The organism is Rhodococcus sp. UYP9, assembly GCF_040547235.1.
GTDB lineage: Bacteria > Actinomycetota > Actinomycetes > Mycobacteriales > Mycobacteriaceae > Rhodococcoides.
In genome coordinates this window covers 226,674-246,849 of the sequence record NZ_JBEPPH010000006.1, presented here as the reverse complement: position 1 = coordinate 246,849, position 20,176 = coordinate 226,674, and the positions used below count along the sequence as shown (strand labels likewise).

Annotated in this window: 15 protein-coding genes and 1 pseudogene; 11 read left to right on the top strand and 5 right to left on the bottom strand. The window is 62.3% G+C overall.

Going from position 1 to position 20,176, the window contains the following annotated elements:
* Positions 1-8 precede the first annotated feature (8 nt).
* Positions 9-817 (bottom strand): annotated as a pseudogene (locus tag ABIB36_RS18025) (enoyl-CoA hydratase/isomerase family protein).
* 83 nt (positions 818-900) lie between these two features.
* Here ABIB36_RS18025 and ABIB36_RS18020 point away from each other — a divergent pair.
* Entirely contained in the window at positions 901-2,046 is a 1,146-nt protein-coding gene (locus ABIB36_RS18020) for an acyl-CoA dehydrogenase family protein (RefSeq protein WP_354561544.1), read from the top strand.
* A gap of 176 nt (positions 2,047-2,222) precedes the next feature.
* Here the strand turns inward: ABIB36_RS18020 and ABIB36_RS18015 are convergent, their stop codons facing one another.
* Positions 2,223-2,426: a cold-shock protein gene (locus ABIB36_RS18015; RefSeq protein WP_068369974.1), complete on the bottom strand. Its 204-nt coding sequence runs from the start codon at positions 2,424-2,426 to the stop codon at positions 2,223-2,225.
* 147 nt (positions 2,427-2,573) lie between these two features.
* Here ABIB36_RS18015 and ABIB36_RS18010 point away from each other — a divergent pair, with 147 nt between their 5' ends.
* On the top strand, positions 2,574-3,284 hold the full coding sequence (locus tag ABIB36_RS18010) for a GNAT family N-acetyltransferase (RefSeq protein WP_354561542.1): 711 nt from the start codon (positions 2,574-2,576) through the stop codon (positions 3,282-3,284).
* Between the two features lie 10 nt (positions 3,285-3,294).
* A complete protein-coding gene (locus ABIB36_RS18005; protein WP_354561540.1) occupies positions 3,295-4,302 on the top strand; it encodes a glutathione S-transferase family protein in 1,008 nt (335 codons plus the stop codon).
* Here the strand turns inward: ABIB36_RS18005 and ABIB36_RS18000 are convergent.
* Positions 4,284-4,676 (bottom strand): VOC family protein, encoded by a 393-nt coding sequence (locus ABIB36_RS18000; protein WP_502944928.1) that lies wholly within the window; start codon positions 4,674-4,676, stop codon positions 4,284-4,286. The genes ABIB36_RS18005 and ABIB36_RS18000 overlap by 19 nt on opposite strands.
* 32 nt (positions 4,677-4,708) lie before the next feature.
* Complete coding sequence (locus ABIB36_RS17995; protein WP_502944926.1) at positions 4,709-5,542, bottom strand: helix-turn-helix domain-containing protein; 834 nt, start codon at positions 5,540-5,542, stop codon at positions 4,709-4,711.
* Between the two features lie 115 nt (positions 5,543-5,657).
* On the opposite strand from ABIB36_RS17995, the gene ABIB36_RS17990 reads away from it, so the two are divergent.
* The 6 genes from ABIB36_RS17990 to ABIB36_RS17965 all read left to right on the top strand — a co-directional run bounded on the left by ABIB36_RS17990 (position 5,658) and on the right by ABIB36_RS17965 (position 16,881).
* Positions 5,658-6,347, top strand: coding sequence for a hypothetical protein (locus tag ABIB36_RS17990; RefSeq protein WP_179142246.1), 690 nt, complete (start codon positions 5,658-5,660; stop codon positions 6,345-6,347).
* A gap of 37 nt (positions 6,348-6,384) precedes the next feature.
* The gene (locus tag ABIB36_RS17985) at positions 6,385-7,233 is read left to right on the top strand and encodes an LLM class F420-dependent oxidoreductase (RefSeq protein WP_502944925.1); all 849 of its coding nucleotides are present in this window, start codon (positions 6,385-6,387) and stop codon (positions 7,231-7,233) included.
* Positions 7,234-7,324: 91 nt separating this feature from the next.
* The gene (locus tag ABIB36_RS17980) at positions 7,325-8,377 is read left to right on the top strand and encodes an ABC transporter ATP-binding protein (RefSeq protein ID WP_354561533.1); all 1,053 of its coding nucleotides are present in this window, start codon (positions 7,325-7,327) and stop codon (positions 8,375-8,377) included.
* Positions 8,374-9,135: an ABC transporter permease gene (locus ABIB36_RS17975; RefSeq protein WP_084345992.1), complete on the top strand. Its 762-nt coding sequence runs from the start codon at positions 8,374-8,376 to the stop codon at positions 9,133-9,135. The genes ABIB36_RS17980 and ABIB36_RS17975 overlap by 4 nt, the downstream gene beginning before the upstream one ends.
* A 36-nt stretch (positions 9,136-9,171) precedes the next feature.
* Complete coding sequence (locus ABIB36_RS17970; RefSeq protein ID WP_354561530.1) at positions 9,172-12,978, top strand: ABC transporter ATP-binding protein; 3,807 nt, start codon at positions 9,172-9,174, stop codon at positions 12,976-12,978.
* Positions 12,979-13,089: 111 nt separating this feature from the next.
* Positions 13,090-16,881 carry a multifunctional oxoglutarate decarboxylase/oxoglutarate dehydrogenase thiamine pyrophosphate-binding subunit/dihydrolipoyllysine-residue succinyltransferase subunit gene (locus ABIB36_RS17965; RefSeq protein WP_354561528.1) on the top strand — a complete coding sequence of 1,264 codons (3,792 nt, stop codon included), beginning with the start codon at positions 13,090-13,092 and terminating at the stop codon, positions 16,879-16,881.
* Between the two features lie 161 nt (positions 16,882-17,042).
* On the opposite strand, the gene ABIB36_RS17960 is transcribed toward ABIB36_RS17965, so the two are convergent.
* Entirely contained in the window at positions 17,043-17,699 is a 657-nt protein-coding gene (locus ABIB36_RS17960) for a TetR/AcrR family transcriptional regulator (RefSeq protein WP_084345995.1), read from the bottom strand.
* 69 nt (positions 17,700-17,768) lie between these two features.
* Between ABIB36_RS17960 and ABIB36_RS17955 the strand changes: the two genes are divergently transcribed.
* The gene (locus tag ABIB36_RS17955) at positions 17,769-19,334 is read left to right on the top strand and encodes a flavin-containing monooxygenase (protein ID WP_084345996.1); all 1,566 of its coding nucleotides are present in this window, start codon (positions 17,769-17,771) and stop codon (positions 19,332-19,334) included.
* The gene (locus ABIB36_RS17950) at positions 19,331-20,176 is read left to right on the top strand and encodes an SDR family NAD(P)-dependent oxidoreductase (protein ID WP_084345997.1); all 846 of its coding nucleotides are present in this window, start codon (positions 19,331-19,333) and stop codon (positions 20,174-20,176) included. Before ABIB36_RS17955 ends, ABIB36_RS17950 begins: the two co-directional genes overlap by 4 nt.

Below are 20,176 nucleotides of genomic sequence, written 5' to 3'. Positions count from 1 at the left end.
ACCCCACACTACTTGCCCGAATAAACCGCCTTACCGGGGCCGTTTTCCAGAAAACTCTTCACCGCACCGCGTAGATCATCCGTCTCGAACAACGCACCCGACACCTCCGACGTGATCTCGTCAGCATGCGCGACACCTCCCGAGCGCCACGCTGCCACAATCTTTTTCGTGGCAGCGTGAGCCACCGTCGGACCGGCGGCCAACCGCTCGACCAGGGAACTTCCTGCCGCGTCGACATCGGGGTGGATGGCGTTGACGACGCCCCACTCACGCATCGTTTCGGCGTCGTACAGATCACCGGTCATGACGAGCTCGCGAGCGCGACCCGAACCTGCCCGTTCGGCCAAGCGCTGCGGGCCGCCCATCGACGGAGTCAGCCCATCGACGGAGTCAGCCCGACGACGGTTTCGACGAGGCCGAATCTTGCCTTGGGCCCAGCGACAATGATGTCGCAGGCGAGGGAAATCTCGAATGCCGCGGTCAGAGTCAGCCCATGAGCGGCGTAGACGACCGGGCACGGCAGCGCCTCGAGCGGGTGGGCGATGTCAGCAAAAAGCTGACGCCACATATCGGCCCCCTGCTGCGCAGTGAGTCCCTCGAAGACCTGCACATCCACCCCTGCGGAATTGACCTTGCCCTCCGCGCGCAGCAGCACCGCGCGCGGCGGGCGTGCAGTCAGATCAGCTACATCCGCGGCGACGGCGTCGAACATCGCCTGATCGAACAAATTGAGCGGTCCGTGATCGAAAGTCAGGACGGCAACCTCGGCGCCGGCATCGGTGAAGTATCGAACTAGCGAAGTGGGGTGGTCAGCCATGTGGTTCAGCGTGCCACATCGCCACAGAAGCAGAAGTTACCAACGGGTACATTTTCCAAGAGTGCCCTTACTTGGAGGAATACATGAAGCGCAGTTTGTTCGACGCGGACCACGACGCGTTCCGCGAATCCGTCCGCGAGTTCGTCACCCGCACCATCACCCCGCGCGAAGAGAAGCTGATCGAACAGCGCTTCATCGACCGCGACATCTGGCTCGAAGCCGGCCGAAACGGGTTCCTGGGGCTCGAGGTTCCAGAAGAATACGGTGGTAGCGGCGCCGAGGACTACCGCTTCAACGCCGTCCTCGGTGAGGAACTCTCCCGCTCGAGCGCGGCAGTAGCGTCGTGCTTCGGCATTCACGTCGACATCGTCGCGCCGTACTTGGTAAAACTGACGACCGAGGAGCAGAAACAGCGTTGGCTGCCGAAGTTCTGCACCGGCGAGTTGCTCACCGCGATCGCGATGACCGAGCCTTCCGGGGGCTCCGACCTCGCCGCGTTGAAGACCACCGCAGTCAGGGATGGTGACGACTTCATCATCAACGGATCCAAGACGTTCATCACCAACGGGAACAGCGCCGACCTCGTCATCGTCGCCGCGCGCACCACGCCTGAGAAGAAGGCGAAGGGCATCACCTTGTTCGCCGTCGAGAAGGACGCGGTGGGGTTCTCCCGTGGACGCAAGCTCGACAAGGTGGGCCAGCCCGAGTCCGACACCGCCGAACTCTTCTTCGAAGATGTTCGCGTGCCCGCGAGCAACATGATCGGTGAATTCGACGGAGGGTTCATCCACATGATGCAACTGCTCCCTCAGGAGCGCATCAGCTGCTCGGTTGCCAATCTTGGGCACACACGACCGATCCTCGAAGAGACACTGCAGTACGCCAAGGACCGTAAGGCCTTCGGCCAGCAAATCGGTTCGCTTCAGTGGAACAAGTTTCTGCTCGCCGAGCTGACCACGAAACTCGATGTGGCGCAGGCATATATCGACAACTGCATCGTCGCTCACGGTGCCGGTGAACTCACTGCCATCGATGCCGCGAAAGCAAAGTGGTGGAGTTCGCAGGTGCAGAACGAGATCCTCGATCACTGCGTGCAGTTGCACGGCGGCTACGGGTTCATGAACGAATACCGAGCGGCTCGCGCATGGAAGGACGCACGCGTCACCAAGATCTGGGCCGGATCGAACGAGATCATGAAGGAACTGATCGGGCGCGATCTCGGGTTGTAGCGCGCACGCGAGTGGGAGTACGACCTGATGGGCCGCACTCCCACTCACCTGCGGCGGAGGCGCACAGCACAAAGGCCGGATACTCGAAGATTTCTCTTCGGATATCCGGCCTTTGAAAACTCGGAGTCGGACAGCTTAAGCCGTCAGCATTTCCGGGTGGCGATCCTTTAGGGGGATCAGATAGCGCGAACGCCGGTGGCCTGGGGGCCCTTCTGGCCCTGTCCAACCTCGAACTCCACGCGCTGACCCTCGTCGAGAGACTTGAAGCCAGTTCCCTGGATCTCGGAGTAATGAACGAACACGTCAGGTCCGCCACCATCCTGCTCGATGAAGCCGAAGCCCTTTTCGCCGTTGAACCACTTAACACTGCCCTGCGTCATACCGTAAACCTTCTGTAGCGAGCTGGACCTTCACGTCGAAGCTCCAATCTCACTCCCGATCATGCCATTCATTTGGCATTTGCGATACGCCGGGGTGAAAAAAGTCTTAAAACTTATTTTTCGGCGGGCCCGGATACCCTTGGACCGGTGGATTCACATCATCACGACATTGTCCGACTCGCCTGGTCCCGCCGCCTCGGACTGCCCGACGCGGCGCTGAAGCCCGGTATCCGATATCTGCAGGTAGATCCCGATGCGACCGAGGTCACGTTCCTGCGGCTAGGGGACGCAAGCGTCCTGGTGGGGCCGGAGCAGGCGCTGGAGGCCGCAGAACACCGATCCGACGACGAGCTGGCCGAGCGTGGAACTCTCTCGCTACTGGATTCCTCGGTGTCCGGACGCAGCCGCGGACCCATCGTCTTGTCCTATGCCGCCGACATCGGCACGACCATCGATCTTCACGACCCACTCATTTCCCACGACCTAGGGCACGTTCTCGCACTGGACGCCCTGTGCGCGCCGGATGACCTACTCAGTGCGGATCTGACGCGCAAGCGGTCGTGGTTCACTCTCCTCTCCGACGATCGCCCGGCAGAGTCCGCCGCGCCCCTGTCCTGCGCGGCGTACCTCGAGTGGGAAGGCATTCTCGCCGACGTCGGCGTTCTGACCGCACCGCTCGCGCGCCGACGCGGCAACGCTCAGGTCGTCGCACGGCTCGCAACGAACGACGCGATAGACGAGGGACTGATCCCGCAGTGGCAGACAAGCACGGAGAACGGGACCGCCCGAAGGCTCGGTTCACGTCTCGGTTATGAGGAGTGGGGCGTGTTCATCTCCGTCGAGCTGGGAACTACGTAACGTTGGCTCCATGACCTACGTCGAACCAGGCAAGGAATTCAACAGAGACACCAACTACATCGAAACGCGGATAACCGCCGACGGGCGCGACGGCTATCCCGTAGAGCCCGGTCGCTACCGACTCGTCGCCGCTCGGGCGTGCCCGTGGGCGCACCGATCGATCATCGTTCGTCGTCTGCTCGGACTCGAGGATGTGCTGTCGCTGTCGATTCCCGGCCCTACGCACGACCCGCGCAGTTGGAATTTCGACGAGGAGCCGGGCGGGGTAGATCCAGTGCTGAAGATCGAGCGCCTGCAGGAGGCGTACTTCGCGCGTTTCCCCGACTATCCGCGGGGCATCACCGTGCCCGCGATGGTCGAGATCGCTACCGGCGAGGTCGTCACCAACAACTACCCGCAGATCACACTCGACTTGTCCACCGAGTGGAAGCAGTACCACCGCCCGGGCGCACCGGATCTGTATCCCGAGCCGCTGCGCGCCGAAATCGATGAGGTAGCCCAGCGAGTGTTCACCGAGGTCAACAACGGTGTCTACCGCTGCGGTTTCGCCGGATCGCAAGAGGCCTACGACAAGGCGTACGACCGACTGTTCACCGCCCTCGACTGGCTCGCCGGACGTCTGAGCGGCCAGCGCTATCTCGTCGGCGACACCATCACCGAAGCCGACGTCCGCCTGTTCACCACGCTCGTGCGGTTCGATCCGGTCTACCACGGCCACTTCAAATGCAACCGCAGCAAACTCAGCGAAATCCCAGTGCTGTGGAATTACGCGCGCGATCTGTTCCAGACACCGGGCTTCGGCGACACAGTCGACTTCGACCACATCAAGCGGCATTACTACCTCGTGCACACCGATATCAACCCGACAGGCATCGTGCCCGAGGGCCCGTATCTGCACGGCTGGCTGGAGCCGCACGGACGCGAATCACTCGGCGGTCGACCATTCGGCGAGGGCACCGCCCCCTCACCGCCCAAGGCCGACGAAGTGGTGCCCGCCGATCATTGGGTTCCGGCATAGGTCCCGAAACTCCAGTGAACGCCCTCGGGGTCGCGGCAAGTGAACCCTCTGCCGTAGTCCTCGTCTTGTAACCCCTGAGTGACGTTGCCACCGGCGGACACGACGCGGTCGTGAATCGCGTCGGGTTCGTCGGTGACGATGTAGACGGACCCGACTCCCGGGGGGAGGCCGCCGAGAGCGCTGCCCTCGCGGACGCTCCCGAGCATCACGCCTCCTCCTGTCGGCCACAGCAGTTCTGCATGGTCGACACGGTCGCCTTCGCCGTAGACGGCCTTCTCCACGAAGCCGAGAACGTCGACGAGGTATCCGATGGCGGCATGCGCGTCGTTGTAGTTGAGGGTGGGCCAGATCGTTGTTCGAGTGTTGGTGGTCATCTTGGAAGTCATCGTTGTTTCGGTCATGGACATCATCGTGCGCTCCGACTGCCGTCGTGGTCTTGGACAAATGCGAACTCCTCCACTCGACGCCACTGCGACGGAGACATGCCCGCGAACTCACGCCATTCCCGGGCCATGTGCGCCTGGTCGTAGTAGCCGCAGCCTGCAGCGACCTCGGACAACAGAGGTACTGACGGCCTGCGCAGAGCTTGGTGTGAGCGGTGGAACCGCGAAATGCGGGCCGAGTCCTTCGGCGCGACACCGAACTCGGCGGTGAACTTGTTGATCAGATGTCGCCGGCTCCATCCAACGTTCTGGGCTACCTCACCCACCCGTGCCGAGCCACCCGACCCGACCAACTGCCGCCATGCTTCTGCGAGCGTCGGATCGATGGGCCGTTCTTCCAGATTGCGAGCCAGGATCTCGTCGACAACGTCGAACCGTCTGTCCCAGTCTTCGGTCGCGGCGACTCGATCGAGGAGTTCGCCAGCGCCGGACATGACGTCGCCGAGGTCGACCATCCAGTCACCGAGCGCGGCAGTGGGGATCCCGAACAGCGCACGGGCACCGGCGGGGGTGAACGACAGCTGAATCCCGTGTTGGTTGCCGTCGTGCGTGATGATGACAGGTTCGGCGGAGATGCCACTGGCAAGTGTCTCGAAAGCGCAGGACCCCTGTCGCGGCGAATCTGCGATCTCGAGCTCGGGGCCGATGGCGATGATCACAGTCAGATGCGGACTCGGCATCCCGATATGCTCACCGGGCTCGTAACCCGACAGTCGATATCCGCTGTACGACGCGACATACGGACGCAGCCGAGCGCTCGGGGTTCCGCGCGCGCCCTCGGATACACCGGCCACCATTGCAGGGTAGAACCGAATGTGAACGGGTACCAGCGCTCAACGACCGAAAACCAAAGAATTCACATCGATCGGAGTGCGGATGGCGAGCAAGGACAAGAACAAGGATCAGGTCGAGATGATCAAGGAGGGCGGTCGCCTCGAACAGGCGCTCGTGAAAATCCTCGACCACGGCAGCAGGATCCAGGGACCGGCCGTCGAGAAGTACGTCGGGTACATGCGTCGAGCCCATCCGAACGACACTCCCGCGCAGCTGATCGAGCGCCTGGAGAATCGCTTTCTGCTCGCAGTGACCGGAAGCGGAAGCGCGGTGGGTGGCGCCGCAGCGGTACCGGCGATCGGGACCGTAGCTTCCCTTGCTGCAGTCGGTGCAGAGACGGCATTCTTCATCGAGTCTTCCGCACTGTTGACGCTGTCGGTGGCCTCGGTGCACGGTATCGCGGTCCACGACCACCAGCAGCGACGTGCGCTCGTCCTGTCGGTCGCGCTCGGCGAATCGGGAATGCAGATCGTGCAGAAGACCGTCGGGACCAGCGCACGTAACTGGGGATCGCTCGTCACCACTCGAATTCCGGGTGGAGCGATGACCAACATGAACAAGTCCCTCGCCAAGAAGTTCGTCTCGAAGTATTTCGCCAAACGTAGCGCTCTGCTGTTCGGCAAACTTCTGCCTGCCGGAATCGGCGCGGTGATCGGTGGAACAGGCAACCGCATGATCGGCAAAGGCGTCATCAAGAATTCACGCGAAGCATTCGGACCGGCACCGCGCGCGTGGCCGGAGACCCGGATCATCGAGCCGGACGAGTAGTCCGCAGGAATTAGAGCCGTGCGCAGCGGTGTTGGTCATGGACATGACCATCACCGTCACACCTGAACTCGGCACGATCGGAATCTGGCGTCACTATTCGGGGATCCCACCCGAGTTGGCCCACACGATCGAAGGAGCCGGTTACGGCGCCATCTGGCTCGGCGGCTCCCCGCCTGCGAATCTGGCCTCGGCCGAGGAGGTTCTCGATGCAACCGAGTCGATCGTCGTGGCGACCGGGATCGTCAACATCTGGTCCGCGGACGCACCGGAGGTCGCAGAATCGTTCCACCGCATCGAAAAGAAACACCCGGGGCGATTCCTGCTCGGTGTCGGTGCGGGGCACCCGGAGGCAACGCAGGAATACAAGAAGCCGTACGAGGCACTGGTCGACTACCTCGATGCCCTCGACGAGGGCGGGGTCCCCATCGGGCGTCGGGTACTCGCGGCCTTGGGACCGAAAGTGTTGAAGCTGTCCGCAGACCGCACCGCGGGAGCCCACCCCTATCTGACGACTCCCGAACATACAGCCGAGGCTCGGGCGATTCTGGGACCGGACAAAGTCCTCGCCCCCGAGCACAAAGTGGTCCTCGACACCGATCCGAAAAGGGCCCGAGACATCGGGCGGCCACCGGTGAACAATCCGTACCTGCACCTGCGGAACTACACCAACAACCTAGAGCGCCTCGGATACTCCAAAGAGGAGATCGGCGACGGCGGCAGCGACCGGTTGATCGATGCCCTTGTCGCCCATGGAGATGCAGCCGCGATCGCCCAGCGACTCGGCCAGCACATCGACGCCGGCGCCTCCCACGTCATCGTGCATGCGTTGCCGGACCAGGCGGATCCGTCCGAGGTGTATCGCGAGATTGCTGCCGCGTTTCTCTGAGCACTCGCGAACGTCGTAACCTGAACCCGGGGTCGGGAAGTTCACTCGATCCCGGGTAGCTCACGTTCGACGATCCGGGGGAATCGAATCCATGACAGGCGGCTACGCAGGGACGAACGGCTTCGCGGTCCACGCACTGCAAGCGCAAGGCCTCACCAAGGTCTTCGGCTCGATTCGCGCAGTGTCCGACCTCAGCTTCGTGGTCCCACGCGGATCCATCACAGGATTTCTCGGCCCCAACGGATCCGGTAAGACCACAACTCTGCGGATGCTGCTCGGCCTGGCGAAACCGAGCGCCGGAGTCGGTCTCGTGGCCGGTGCACCCTTCTCGGCTCTGCGCCACCCGGCTCGCGCCGTCGGTGCCGTACTCGATTCACGCAGTCTGCACCCCAAGCGCACCGCGGCCGGCCACCTCCGCATCTTCACCGCGTCGATCGGTGTGCCCGACAGCCGCGCCGACGACGTTCTCCGACTCGTCGGCCTCGGGGACGCGACAAACCGTCAGGTCGGCGGATTTTCCCTCGGAATGCGTCAGCGACTCGCCTTGGCGACGGCACTCCTGGGCGATCCCGAGATTCTGGTACTCGACGAGCCTGCCAACGGACTCGACCCCGAGGGAATCGCCTGGCTCCGCGACTTTCTGAAGTCCTACGCGGCAGGCGGAAGGACCGTACTCATCTCCAGCCACCTACTCCGCGAAGTCGAGGCGACGGTCGACAATCTGGTGATCATCAGTGGCGGTTCACTGATGTATCAGGGTGGGATCGATCAGCTTCGTGCCTCGCGGCCGAGCCGAACACTCGTTGCCGTATCGGATCCGGCCGCACTCGCCCTGGCACTTGCATCCAACGGAATCACGAACGCACAACTGCTTCCCGACGGCCGACTCGGCGTCGCCGGGAGCGACACGGACACCGTCACGCGCATAGCGTCGGAGTCCGGGTTGACCGTCTTCGGTGCTTCCTACGAGCACGCAGACCTCGAGCAAGTATTTCTTTCGATGACTGCCGGGCAGTACACCGCGACACCCGCGGGCACTATCGGAACGCCTGGGTACGGACCACCACCGGGTTATCCCCAGCCCCCTGCTTACGCTCCTCCCCTCGGTTACGGCCAGTCTCCCTGGGACGGAGGTCGACGATGACTACGTTGATCACCTCAGAGATACGCAAGGTGACCACCCTCAAATTCTGGTGGGCGCTGGCCATACCACCGGTCTTCGTCGGGATCTGCGCCAGCGCGATCGCCGCGTCGATAGCCAACTCCACCTCCGACTACGAGTTCGAACTGTCGGGCGGCTTCGGAATCGTGGGGCTCTACGTCGCCCTCGGGTTCACGATGATGTTCGTCGCGGTGTTCGGAGCGGTGAACGGTGGCACCGAATTCCGGTACGACACGATCACCACATCATTTCTGACCTCGACGAGTCGTGACCGCGTCATCGCCGCCAAGCTGGGTGTCACCGCTCTGTTCGCACTCGGATACGGCCTCCTGGTCGAGATCGTCAGCCTGGTGTGCCTGCTGCTGTTCTCGAGCGAACCTTTCGTGCTGTCCGGCGCGGTGATCGGCATGCTCGCCATGGGGTTGTTCGCCGTCGTCGTCTGGTCCTTGATCGGGGCGGGGCTCGGACTCCTGATGGGCTCCCCGACCTGGCCCGCGATCATCATCGTCGCGTGGTATCCGATCGGCGAACTCGTTGCGACCTCGATAGTGTCGGGTATCGGCCTCGGCAACATCTCGGTGGTGACGCCGTCGGCGGTCACTCTCGCGACGGTCAGTGTGGGCGAGGTCGAGAGCGAATTCTTCATGCCATGGCCGGTGGCGCCGTTCGGCCTGCTCGTGTGGGGTCTCGCCATTGCCGGTGTCGGCTGGCTGCGGACCAGGGAACGCGATATCAGCTGAGAACCATGTCGGTAGCGCGGTCTACCTTTGACCGTGATGTCGACTACCCCTAGCGCCCAACGATCGGTGAGAAGATCCCCTGGCTGGATCCGCCGTCTCGGAGCTCAATGCTGGATTCACCGCCGCACCGCCGCGGGTGCGTTGGCGGTAACCATGATCGCCGCCGTCATCGATATCTCTTTCCCGTTGCTCACACGCATCGCAATCGACGACGCAAGCGCAGACGAAGGCAGCACCATCGGTGCCATCGCCATCGCGATCGGTGGACTCGGCGTCGTTCGGTTCGGCTGCCAGTTCGGTCGACGATTCCTGGCCGGCCGACTGTCGATCGACGTCCAACACGATCTGAGGCTCGGTCTACTCGCGTCACTGCAACGCCTGGACGGTCGACGCCAGGACGACATCAGAACCGGGCAGGTCGTCTCGCGGACCATCACCGATCTGCAACTCGTTCAGGGGTTGCTGGCGATGGTGCCGTTGTCGGCCGGGGCACTGCTGCAGTTCGTCCTCGCCCTGGTCGTGATGGCGTATCTGTCGCCACTGTTGACCGCAGTAGCACTGTTGATCGTTCCAGCAGTGTCGATCGTCGTCTATCGCATTCGGCCGACCCTGTATGCAGCAACATGGTCGGCGCAACAACGCGCGGGCGACCTTGCCCAGCACGTCGAGGAAACCGTCACCGGAGTGCGCGTCGTCAAAGGTTTCGGGCAGGAAGCCAGAGCGGTCGACCGGCTCGAGAACCTGAGCCGCACACTCTTCGCCGAACGCATGCGCTCGGCCAGAATCAACTCCCGATTCACTCCGTCGATGGCGGCAATCCCCCAACTGGGACTCGTCGGTGTCATCGCACTCGGGGGATACCTCGCCATGACCGACCACATCACTATCGGTACCTTCCTCGCCTTCGCGACGTACGTGGCAACGCTGTCGGCGGTAACCCGCACGCTGTCCTCGGTCATCATCATGGCGCAACTCTCCCGAGCAGCCGTCGAGCGTGTCTACGAGGTCATCGACACCGAGCCTTCGGTCCCCGAGCCCGAGCATCCCACCCACCTCCCCGACGGACCACTGGGAGTGGACCTCTCCGCCGTGACCTTCGGCTTCGAGGAAGAACGCGACGTGCTTCGATCCTTCGATCTCACCGTCGCGCCAGGGGAAAGCGTCGCGATAGTCGGGCACGCGGGCTCAGGAAAGACCGCACTGTCGCTACTGCTCCCCCGCTTCTACAGCCCCCGAATCGGCTCGGTTGCGCTGACGTCGCACGGGAGGACATTCGACGTCGCCGACATCAGCGCCGAGCAACTCCGCGGCGCCGTCGGTCTCGTCTTCGACGAACCGTTTCTGTTCTCGGACACCATTGCCGCGAACATCGCCCTCGGCCGACCCGACGCCACCGCCGAGGACATCGCCCGCGCGGCAACTCTGGCCGAAGCATCCTCGTTCATCGACGCCTTGCCAGACGGTTACGACTCGGTCGTCGGCGAACGCGGCCTCACCCTGTCCGGTGGGCAGCGGCAACGGATCGCACTGGCCAGAGCACTCCTGACCGATCCGCGAATCCTCGTCCTGGACGATGCGACTTCGGCTGTCGATGCAACCACCGAGGCAGCAATATTCGATGCGCTTCGCGCTGGGCGTAAGAGAACAACCCTGATACTCGCGCACCGACGCTCGACGCTGACCCTGGCAGACCGCGTGGCAGTACTCGATGACGGCCGCATCATCGATTCCGGGACGGTCGCCGAACTCGACGAGCGCTGCCCACTGTTCCGCCTGCTGCTCGCAAACGGAGAAGGACACGAAGACATCCCCGCGGGCACCAGCGAAAGAAGTGCCGAGCCGACCGAGGCGATGCTGTGGCCCGAACTCGACAAGCCGGTCGATTCCGCTTCCCACCGCACGCTCACCTCCGCCCCACCGACGGGCAGGGGCAGACCGACATCGGGCTCACTCGGCAATGTCGCATCGACGCCGCAACTGCAAGCTGCAGTCGACGCGTTACCACCGGCAACCGAGGATCCGCATGCCTCCGATGCGGAGATACGAGCCGCGGACCCACATTTTCGACTCTCACGTCTACTGAAACCCGTCCGACTCCTCCTTGCGACCGTCGTGGTGTTGCTGGCGCTCGACTCACTGTCGGCGATTGCTTTTCCCTCGATCGTGCGTTTTGCCGTCGACGACGGAGTCAGCAAAGGGAATCCGAGTGCACTGTGGGCCGCGACAACACTCGGCGTCGTACTCGCAGCAGTGGGATGGTTCGTCATCGCCGCGACCACCATGATCACCGCACGGGCCGGAGAACGAGTCCTGTTCGGCTTACGGGTCAAAAGCTACGCGCACATCCAGAGACTCGGCTTGGACTACTACGAACGCGAACTCTCCGGCCGCATCATGACTCGGATGACGACCGACGTGGACGCGCTGTCGTCGTTCATCCAGACCGGTGCATCCACCGCCGTCGTCTCACTGCTCACCGTGATCGGCATCGCCGCCGCACTGCTGGTCACCGATCTCACACTCGGACTCGTCGCACTCGCGGTGGTCCCACCGCTGATACTCGCGACGATCATCTTCCGCAAGGTCTCCGCCGTCGCGTACTCCCAATCCCGCGAACGAATCTCGACCGTCAACGCCGACTTCCAGGAAAACGTCGCCGGACTCCGGTCCGCACAGGCATATCGTCGCGAAGAGTTCGCCGCTACCCAGTTCGCCGAACGTGCCGATCGATACCGTCGGAGCCGGATGCGCTCTCAGCGAGCGATCTCGGTGTTCTTCCCGTTCATCACACTGCTCTCGGACGTGGCATTGGCCTTCGTCGTCTTCGTCGGGGCCCATCAGGTGGCGACCGGTTCGACTTCGGCAGGCACATTCGTCGCGTTCGTGCTCTACCTCGGTCTACTCTTCGGACCGATCCAGCAGCTGTCCCAGATTTTCGACGGTTACCAACAGGCCAGTGTGGGTGTGAGCCGGATCGGCGATCTGTTGCGGACGCCGAGTTCCATCGAGGCCGGCTCGGACACCGACACCGTGCCGATCGAGGGCGGTCAGCTGCGCAGCGATGTTCATCTCGACAATGTGAGCTTTCGCTACGCAGGCGCCCAGACCGATGCACTCACTGAGGTCAATCTCACAATCCCCCTGGGAACCACCGTTGCACTCGTAGGCCACACCGGCGCCGGCAAGTCGACGGTCATCAAATTGCTGGCCCGTTTCTACGATCCGACGTCAGGTTCGGTTCGTGTGGGAGGCACCGATCTGCGTCGATATCGGCTCTCCGAATACCGTCGCCGACTCGGAGTCGTACCGCAGGAAGCGCACCTGTTCACCGGCGATGTAGCAAGCAACATCGCCTTCGGACGCCCCGATGCGAGCCGTGCCGACATCGAATCCGCCGCCCGCGCGGTCGGGGCTTTGGACATCATCGCCGGACTTCGCAGCGGTATGTACCAGCCGGTCGGTGAGCGCGGGCAAGGCTTGTCCGCCGGCCAAAGACAGCTGATCGCGCTGGCCAGAGCCGAATTGGTCGACCCCGACCTATTGCTCCTCGACGAGGCGACAGCCACGCTCGACCCCGCTACCGAGCGAATAGTTCTCACGGCGAGTGACGCCGTGCTCCGCAAGCGGACCTCTGTCGTCGTGGCGCACCGGCTGGCGACTGCGGCGCGCGCCGACATGATCGTCGTCGTGGACTCCGGACGTATCGTCGAGGTAGGCACACACGATCGTTTACGCGCTCGCGGAGGCTTCTACACACAGCTGTGGAATGCGGCCGAAACACGAGGAGGGAATAAACCGATAGACCGAGGAGTCATCAGCAATGAAGCCGATAGTTACTCGTGAGTACTTATCACGGCTCCGTCCCGGGCGCTTGCACATACCGGGAGCGGGTTAGCCTGGCTATGTACGCGCGTTGATCGGGAACAAAGAGAAGAGACGAGGCGAACTACTGCCGTGAGCAGCAGCTCTACTACCCAATTCGGACAAAACCAATGGCTGGTCGACGAGATGTACCAGCGATTCAAGGAAGACCCAGCGTCTGTGGATGCGAGCTGGCACGAATTCCTCACCGATTACGACCCGGACGCTCCGGCAGGTGACACTGCGTCTGTCCCGAATGGCAGTACAGCGAAGCCCGCCTCCAGCAGCGCCGCTACTTCCGAGAGCAACGCATCGGCGACGAGCGCTTCCGGATCGAACGGCACCGCTCCAGCTCCCCGAAGTGCACCGGTGAAGACCGAATCGCCCAAGGCCGCCGCAGTCAAGCCTGCGCCGACCTCCAAGCCCGCGACGTCGAAAGCCGCAGGTGGAACCTTGACCGCTGCTGCCGCAAAGCCCGCTACTGCGTCCACGAGCGACGCCGGCGAACCGACCAACAAAATTCTTCGCGGAGCTGCAGCAGCCGTCGCGCGGAACATGACTGCTTCTCTGCAGATCCCGACAGCGACCAGCGTGCGCGCGATCCCGGCGAAGCTCATGGTCGACAACCGGTTGGTGATCAACAACCATCTCGCGCGTACACGCGGCGGAAAGATTTCGTTCACGCACATCCTTGGATTTGCGATCGTTCAGGCGATCAAGTCGTTCCCGACCATGAACACCCACTTCGCCGAGATCGACGGCAAGCCGAACGCGGTCACACCCAGTGCCACCAACCTCGGTCTTGCCATCGACCTACCCGGCAAGGACGGCAACCGCACCCTCGTCGTCGCCGCGATCAAGGGCACACAGGATCACACTTTCGCTCAGTTCTACAACGCATACGAGGACGTAGTCCGTCGTGCGCGTGACGGCAAGCTGACAGGCGAGGACTTCCAGGGCGTCACGATCTCGCTGACCAACCCCGGTGGTATCGGAACCGTGCATTCGGTTCCACGTCTGATGAGCGGCCAGGGGACGATCATCGGCGCCGGCGCAATGGAATATCCTGCGGAGTTCCAGGGCGCGAGCGACGAACGTCTCGCCGAGCTGGGCGTCGGCAAGCTGATGACCCTCACCTCGACGTACGACCACCGAATCATCCAGGGTGCGGAATCGGGCGACTTCCTTCGCACGATCCACAACTTGCTGATCAGCGACGAGTTCTACGACGAACTGTTCCACTCACTCAAGATCCCGTACGAGCCGATTCGCTGGCGCAAGGATCTGCCCGAGGGAACGGTCGACAAGAACACTCGCGTTCTCGAACTGATCGCCGCGTACCGCAACCGCGGTCACCTGATGGCCGACACCGATCCGCTGCAGTTCACCAAGGACAAGTTCCGGATGCACCCGGATCTCGATGTAATCAGCCACGACCTCACGCTGTGGGACCTCGATCGCGAGTTCAAGGTCGGCGGATTCCACGGCAAGGACAAGATGCGTCTTCGCGACGTACTCAGCGTCCTACGTGACTCCTACTGCCGCCACGTAGGTGTGGAATACACCCACATCCTCGAGACCGATCAGGTCGCCTGGCTGCAGGACCGCGTCGAGACGACACTCGTCAAACCGACCGTGGCACAGCAGAAGTACACATTGAGCAAGCTCAATGCAGCCGAGGCATTCGAGACGTTCCTGCAGACGAAGTACGTCGGCCAGAAGCGCTTCTCGCTCGAAGGCGCCGAATCCGTCATCCCCATGATGGATGCGGTCATCGACCAGAGTGCTGAGTACGCACTCGACGAAGTCGTCATCGGCATGCCGCACCGCGGTCGTCTCAACGTCCTCGCCAATATCGTGGGCAAGCCCTACTCGAAGATCTTCACCGAGTTCGAGGGCAACATGAACCCCGCAGCCGCACATGGCTCGGGCGATGTGAAGTACCACCTCGGCGCCGAGGGCACGTACATCCAGATGTTCGGCGAGAACGACATCAAGGTCTCGCTCACCGCGAACCCGTCTCATCTCGAAGCAGTCGACCCCGTCCTCGAAGGGCTCGTCCGCGCCAAGCAGGATCTGCTCGACAAGGGTGCAGGCGAAGGCGGATTCTCCGTGCTACCGCTGATGCTCCACGGCGACGCAGCGTTCGCAGGCCAGGGCGTCGTCGCAGAAACGCTGAACCTTGCGCTTCTGCGCGGCTACCGCACCGGCGGAACCGTGCACATCGTGGTCAACAACCAGGTCGGCTTCACCACCGCACCCGAGCACTCCCGCTCGTCCGAGTACTGCACCGACGTCGCGAAGATGATCGGCGCACCGATCTTCCACGTCAACGGAGACGACCCCGAGGCCTGCGTACGCGTTGCGCATCTCGCCGTCGACTTCCGGCAGAAGTTCCACAAGGACGTCGTCATCGACATGATCTGCTACCGCAGGCGTGGACACAACGAAGGCGACGACCCATCGATGACGCAGCCGGCGATGTACGACCTCATCGACACCAAGCGCAGCGTTCGCAAGAGCTACACCGAATCGCTGATCGGCCGTGGCGACATCTCCCTCAAGGAGGCCGAGGACGCGCTTCGCGACTACCAGGGCCAGCTCGAACGCGTCTTCAACGAGGTTCGCGAACTCGAGAAGTACACACCGGAGCCCAGCGAGTCGGTCGAACTCGACCAGCAGTTGCCCGCCAAGCTCACGACGGCGGTCGACAAGTCGGTTCTGCACCGCATCGGTGACGCGCATCTCGAGGTTCCGGACGGTTTCAGCGTGCACCCGCGCGTGAAGCCGGTACTCGAAAAGCGTCGCGAAATGTCGTACGAAGGCAAGGTCGACTGGGCATTCGGTGAGCTTCTGGCTCTCGGCAGCCTCGTGGACGAGGGACGCAACGTTCGTTTCTCCGGCCAGGACACCCGTCGCGGAACGTTCTCCCAGCGGCACTCGGTCATCATCGACCGCAAGACCGGCGCCGAGTACACCCCGCTGCACAACATCGGCAGCGAGAATCCCGGCAAGTTCATGGTCTACGACTCCGCACTGAGCGAATTCGCAGCCGTCGGCTTCGAGTACGGCTACTCCGTCGGTGACCCCGATGCACTCGTCATGTGGGAAGCGCAGTTCGGCGACTTCGTCAACGGTGCGCAGTCCATCATCGACGAGTTCATCTCCTCCGGTGAGGCGAAGTGGGGACAGCTGGCCGACGTCGTGCTGCTGTTGCCGCACGGTCACGAAGGACAGGGTCCGGACCACACCTCGGGCCGCATCGAACGATTCCTCACGCTCTGCGCCGAGGGTTCGATGACCGTCTCGGTTCCGTCGACGCCGGCGAACTACTTCCATCTCCTGCGTCGCCACGCGCGGGACGGAATCCGTCGCCCGCTGATCGTCTTCACACCGAAGTCGATGCTGAGGAACAAGGCCGCGGTGTCCAACATCGAGGACTTCACCGACGGCAAGTTCCACTCCGTGTTCGACGAGCCGACCTACGACTCCGGTACCGGTGATCGCAGCAAGGTCAAGCGCGTCCTGATGGTGAGCGGAAAGCTCTACTACGAGCTTCTCGCTCGCAAGCAGAAGGACAACCGCGAAGATGTGGCGATCGTCCGGATCGAACAGCTCTACCCGGTCCCGGTCCACCGGATCACCGAAGCGATCAACAGTTACCCCAACGCAACCGAGTTCCGCTGGGTCCAAGAGGAGCCTGCGAACCAGGGTGCATGGCCGTTCTTCGGTCTCGCGTTCCCAGAATTGATGCCGGACGTTCTCAGCAACATCAAGCGGGTTTCGCGTCGTGCGATGTCGGCACCTTCCTCGGGTTCGAGCAAGGTGCATGCCGTCGAGCAGCTCGAAATCATCGACGAGGCCTTCTCGGGCGTCGGCGAGTAGTTCACTCAACGCCTGATGGCGCATTCGGTCACTTTCGAGCGACCGGGTGCGCCATTCGGCGTTTCGGGACTGTAGGCGCCCGCCCCATCGCTTCAATGGTCCACTCATACGATCAGATAACTTCAGTGCGCCATTCAAGCAAACGGGCGAAGACTGAAGAGCTAGCCGAGGTCCGCTCCGAACAGCGCGTTGACCATGTCGGGTGTGAGTGCAACCGCCGGCAGAGCCGCGACGTTGAGCGCGATGACTTCTTCGCGGCTTACTTCAGGGTCGCGGAGCCAGGAGATGGTCGCTTCTTCGACGAACGCGATCCAGCCGCGTACGGCAAGGCGGATGGTCGGTGTGGGCTCGATATCGAGTTTGTAGAGCTGGGTGACGGTTCGGTCGGCCATGGTGGTCCGGGTTTGCTCGAACACCTCTCGCATATCGGCGTCTCCCCCTACTGTTCCTCGGAGTAGCGAAATGTAGGTGTCTCGGTTCTCGGTGACGTAGTCGACGTAATTGGCCACTGATTCGCGGAGGAGTTCCAATGGTTCGAGACTGGTGTCCGGCGCCGTGCGTTCGAGCATCGTGTTGCTGGTCTCGCGGACGATGGCGAGGTGAAAGTCCCGTTTCGAGGCGAAGTAGTGGAACAGCAGACCGCGGGAAACGCCTGCTTGATCGGCGATGTCTTCGACCGAAATCTGCTCGAGGGGACGTTCGGAGAGCATGTCGGTTCCGAGTGCGATCAACTGCGCTCGACGATCTTCCGGACTCAGGCGGGTCCGCTTTACTGCTGCCGGTTTCGCAGTCTGCGCTCCGTGCTTCACACTGGCCATCACATCAGTCTACTGATCAACAGTCAATAACTGTTGACTCACACTCAACAAGCTTCTACGCTCACTTACATGAGTCTCTCGGTAACGGACACTTCGGAGCGCGTGACTACGCCGCGCCAGGTCGACACTGTCATCATCGGTAGCGGGTTCGCAGGCCTCGGTGCTGCGATCAAGCTGACGCAGGAGGGCAAGAGGAACTTCCTCGTCCTCGAACGTGGAAGCGACGTCGGGGGGACGTGGCGCGACAACACTTACCCGGGAGCTGCGTGCGATGTTCCCTCGCACCTGTACTCGTACTCGTTCGCCCTCAACCCGGAGTGGACTCGCTCGTTCTCCACGCAGCCCGAAATCCAGAAGTACATCGAATCCGTCGCTCGCAAGTACGGCGTCATGGACCGACACGTGTTCGGTTCGGACGTCACCTCGGTTCGCTGGAATGCAGACACTTCACGGTGGGACATCAGCGCCAGCACCGGTGAATACTCGGCAAAGATCGTCGTTCCCGCCGTCGGCGCACTGTGCGAGCCGAACCTTCCACCTATCAAGGGAATCGAAGGCTTCGAGGGTGAAATTTTCCATTCGGCGCAGTGGAATCACGACGCGAAGCTCGACGGCAAACGCGTCGCGGTCATCGGAACCGGCGCCTCCGCCATCCAGATCGTCCCTGCCATCGCGGAGACGGTCTCGCACCTCGACGTCTATCAGCGAACCGCGCCCTGGATTCTTCCTCGCGCCGACCGCGCCTACACAAAGTTCGAGCGCTTCGCGTTCAAGCACATTCCCGGATTCCAGCGCCTCTCGCGGACCGGAATCTACGCAGCGCGCGAGACTCAGGTCCTCGGCCTCGCCAAGCAGCCGAAGCTGATGAAAATTTTGGAGTTGGTAGCGCGCCGACAGATCGTCAACGGCATCAAGGACAAGTCGTTGCGTAAGAAGGTCACGCCGAACTTCCGTATCGGATGCAAGCGCATGCTCATCTCCAATACGTACTACCCCGCCTTGGACCGCACGAACGTCGACCTCGTCACCGAGGGTATCCGCGAGGTTCGCGCCCACTCGATCGTCAGCACGGACGGAACCGAACGCCCGATCGATGCGCTGATCGTGGCCACCGGTTTCCATGTCACGGATTCGCCTGCGTACCAGGGTATCTACGGCAAGAACGGTGAGTCGCTCGCGCAGACCTTCGAAAAGGAAGGTCAGCAGGGATACAAGGGCGCGGCCATCTCGAACTTCCCCAACATGTTCTTTCTCGTAGGCCCGAATACCGGTTTGGGACACACGTCGATGGTCTTCATGATCGAATCACAGCTCAACTACGTCATCGACGCCATCGACACGATCGACAAGCACGACATCGGCGTCATCGAGGTTCGAAAGGATATCCAGGACGACTACAACGCCGATCTTCAGGACCGAATGGCCGACAGCGTCTGGATGAACGGGGGTTGTGCTAGCTGGTACCTGGACAAACATGGCAACAACACCACTCTGTGGCCGGACTTCACGTTCCGTTTCCGAAAGATCACCAGAAAGTTCGACCTCGCTGCGTACCGCAGTACTGCAGCTTCCGACCTTCCCAGCCCTCTCGGCAGCACCCTGGCCGGCACCGACACCAAGGTAGTGACACAGTGAGTTCGAAGTCAGCGCACGAATTTACCGGCAAAGTAGCAGTCGTCACCGGCGCAGGTTCGGGGATCGGCCGTGCACTCGCGCTCGAGCTTGCCCGGCGAGGCGCAAAGCTCGCACTCTCGGACGTCGACGTCAACGGGCTCGAAGAGACCGTTCGGCAGGCGGAGGCACTCGGCGCCGAGGTGAAGTCCGACTTCCTCGACGTCACGCAGCGCGAGACCGTGCTCGACTATGCAGATGCCGTCGCCGCCCGATTCGGGAAGATCAATCAGATCTACAACAATGCGGGTATCGCCTATCACGGTGACGTGGAGAGCTCCTCGTTCAAGGACATCGAGCGCATCGTCGATGTCGATTTCTGGGGAGTTGTCAACGGCACCAAGGCATTTCTTCCCCATATTCAAGCTTCCGGTGACGGACACATCGTGAACATCTCGAGCCTCTTCGGGTTATTGGCGATGCCGTCGCAAGCTGCATACAACGCCGCGAAATTCGCGGTCCGCGGGTTCAGCGAGGCACTTCGGATAGAGCTACTGATCTCGAAGGCGCCGGTGAAGATGACAGTGGTGCATCCGGGTGGCATCAAGACCGCTATCGCGCGTAATGCCACCGTCGCCGAGAACTACGACCAAGCGTCCGTTGCGAAGTTCTTCGATTCGAAGCTGGCAAAGACCACACCTGACAAGGCAGCCAAGACCATCCTCGCGGGGGTGGAGAAGGGGAAGGGCCGAGTGCTCATCGGAGCCGATGCCATCGCGCTCGACCTGTTGCAGCGGGTGACCGGTTCGAAGTATCAGCGGGTCATCGCCACGGTGTCCGCCCGCGTCATGCCGCGAAAGATATAG

Coding starts and splice junctions, on each gene's coding strand:
- ABIB36_RS17960 (WP_084345995.1), bottom strand. CDS start 17,699: ATGGCCAGTGTGAAGCACGGAGCGCAGACTGCGAAACCGGCAGCAGTA.
- ABIB36_RS17985 (WP_502944925.1), top strand. CDS start 6,385: ATGGACATGACCATCACCGTCACACCTGAACTCGGCACGATCGGAATC.
- ABIB36_RS17975 (WP_084345992.1), top strand. CDS start 8,374: ATGACTACGTTGATCACCTCAGAGATACGCAAGGTGACCACCCTCAAA.
- ABIB36_RS18020 (WP_354561544.1), top strand. CDS start 901: ATGAAGCGCAGTTTGTTCGACGCGGACCACGACGCGTTCCGCGAATCC.
- ABIB36_RS18005 (WP_354561540.1), top strand. CDS start 3,295: ATGACCTACGTCGAACCAGGCAAGGAATTCAACAGAGACACCAACTAC.
- ABIB36_RS18000 (WP_502944928.1), bottom strand. CDS start 4,676: ATGACCACCAACACTCGAACAACGATCTGGCCCACCCTCAACTACAAC.
- ABIB36_RS17990 (WP_179142246.1), top strand. CDS start 5,658: ATGATCAAGGAGGGCGGTCGCCTCGAACAGGCGCTCGTGAAAATCCTC.
- ABIB36_RS17970 (WP_354561530.1), top strand. CDS start 9,172: ATGTCGACTACCCCTAGCGCCCAACGATCGGTGAGAAGATCCCCTGGC.
- ABIB36_RS18015 (WP_068369974.1), bottom strand. CDS start 2,426: ATGACGCAGGGCAGTGTTAAGTGGTTCAACGGCGAAAAGGGCTTCGGC.
- ABIB36_RS17980 (WP_354561533.1), top strand. CDS start 7,325: ATGACAGGCGGCTACGCAGGGACGAACGGCTTCGCGGTCCACGCACTG.
- ABIB36_RS17955 (WP_084345996.1), top strand. CDS start 17,769: ATGAGTCTCTCGGTAACGGACACTTCGGAGCGCGTGACTACGCCGCGC.
- ABIB36_RS17995 (WP_502944926.1), bottom strand. CDS start 5,542: ATGGTGGCCGGTGTATCCGAGGGCGCGCGCGGAACCCCGAGCGCTCGG.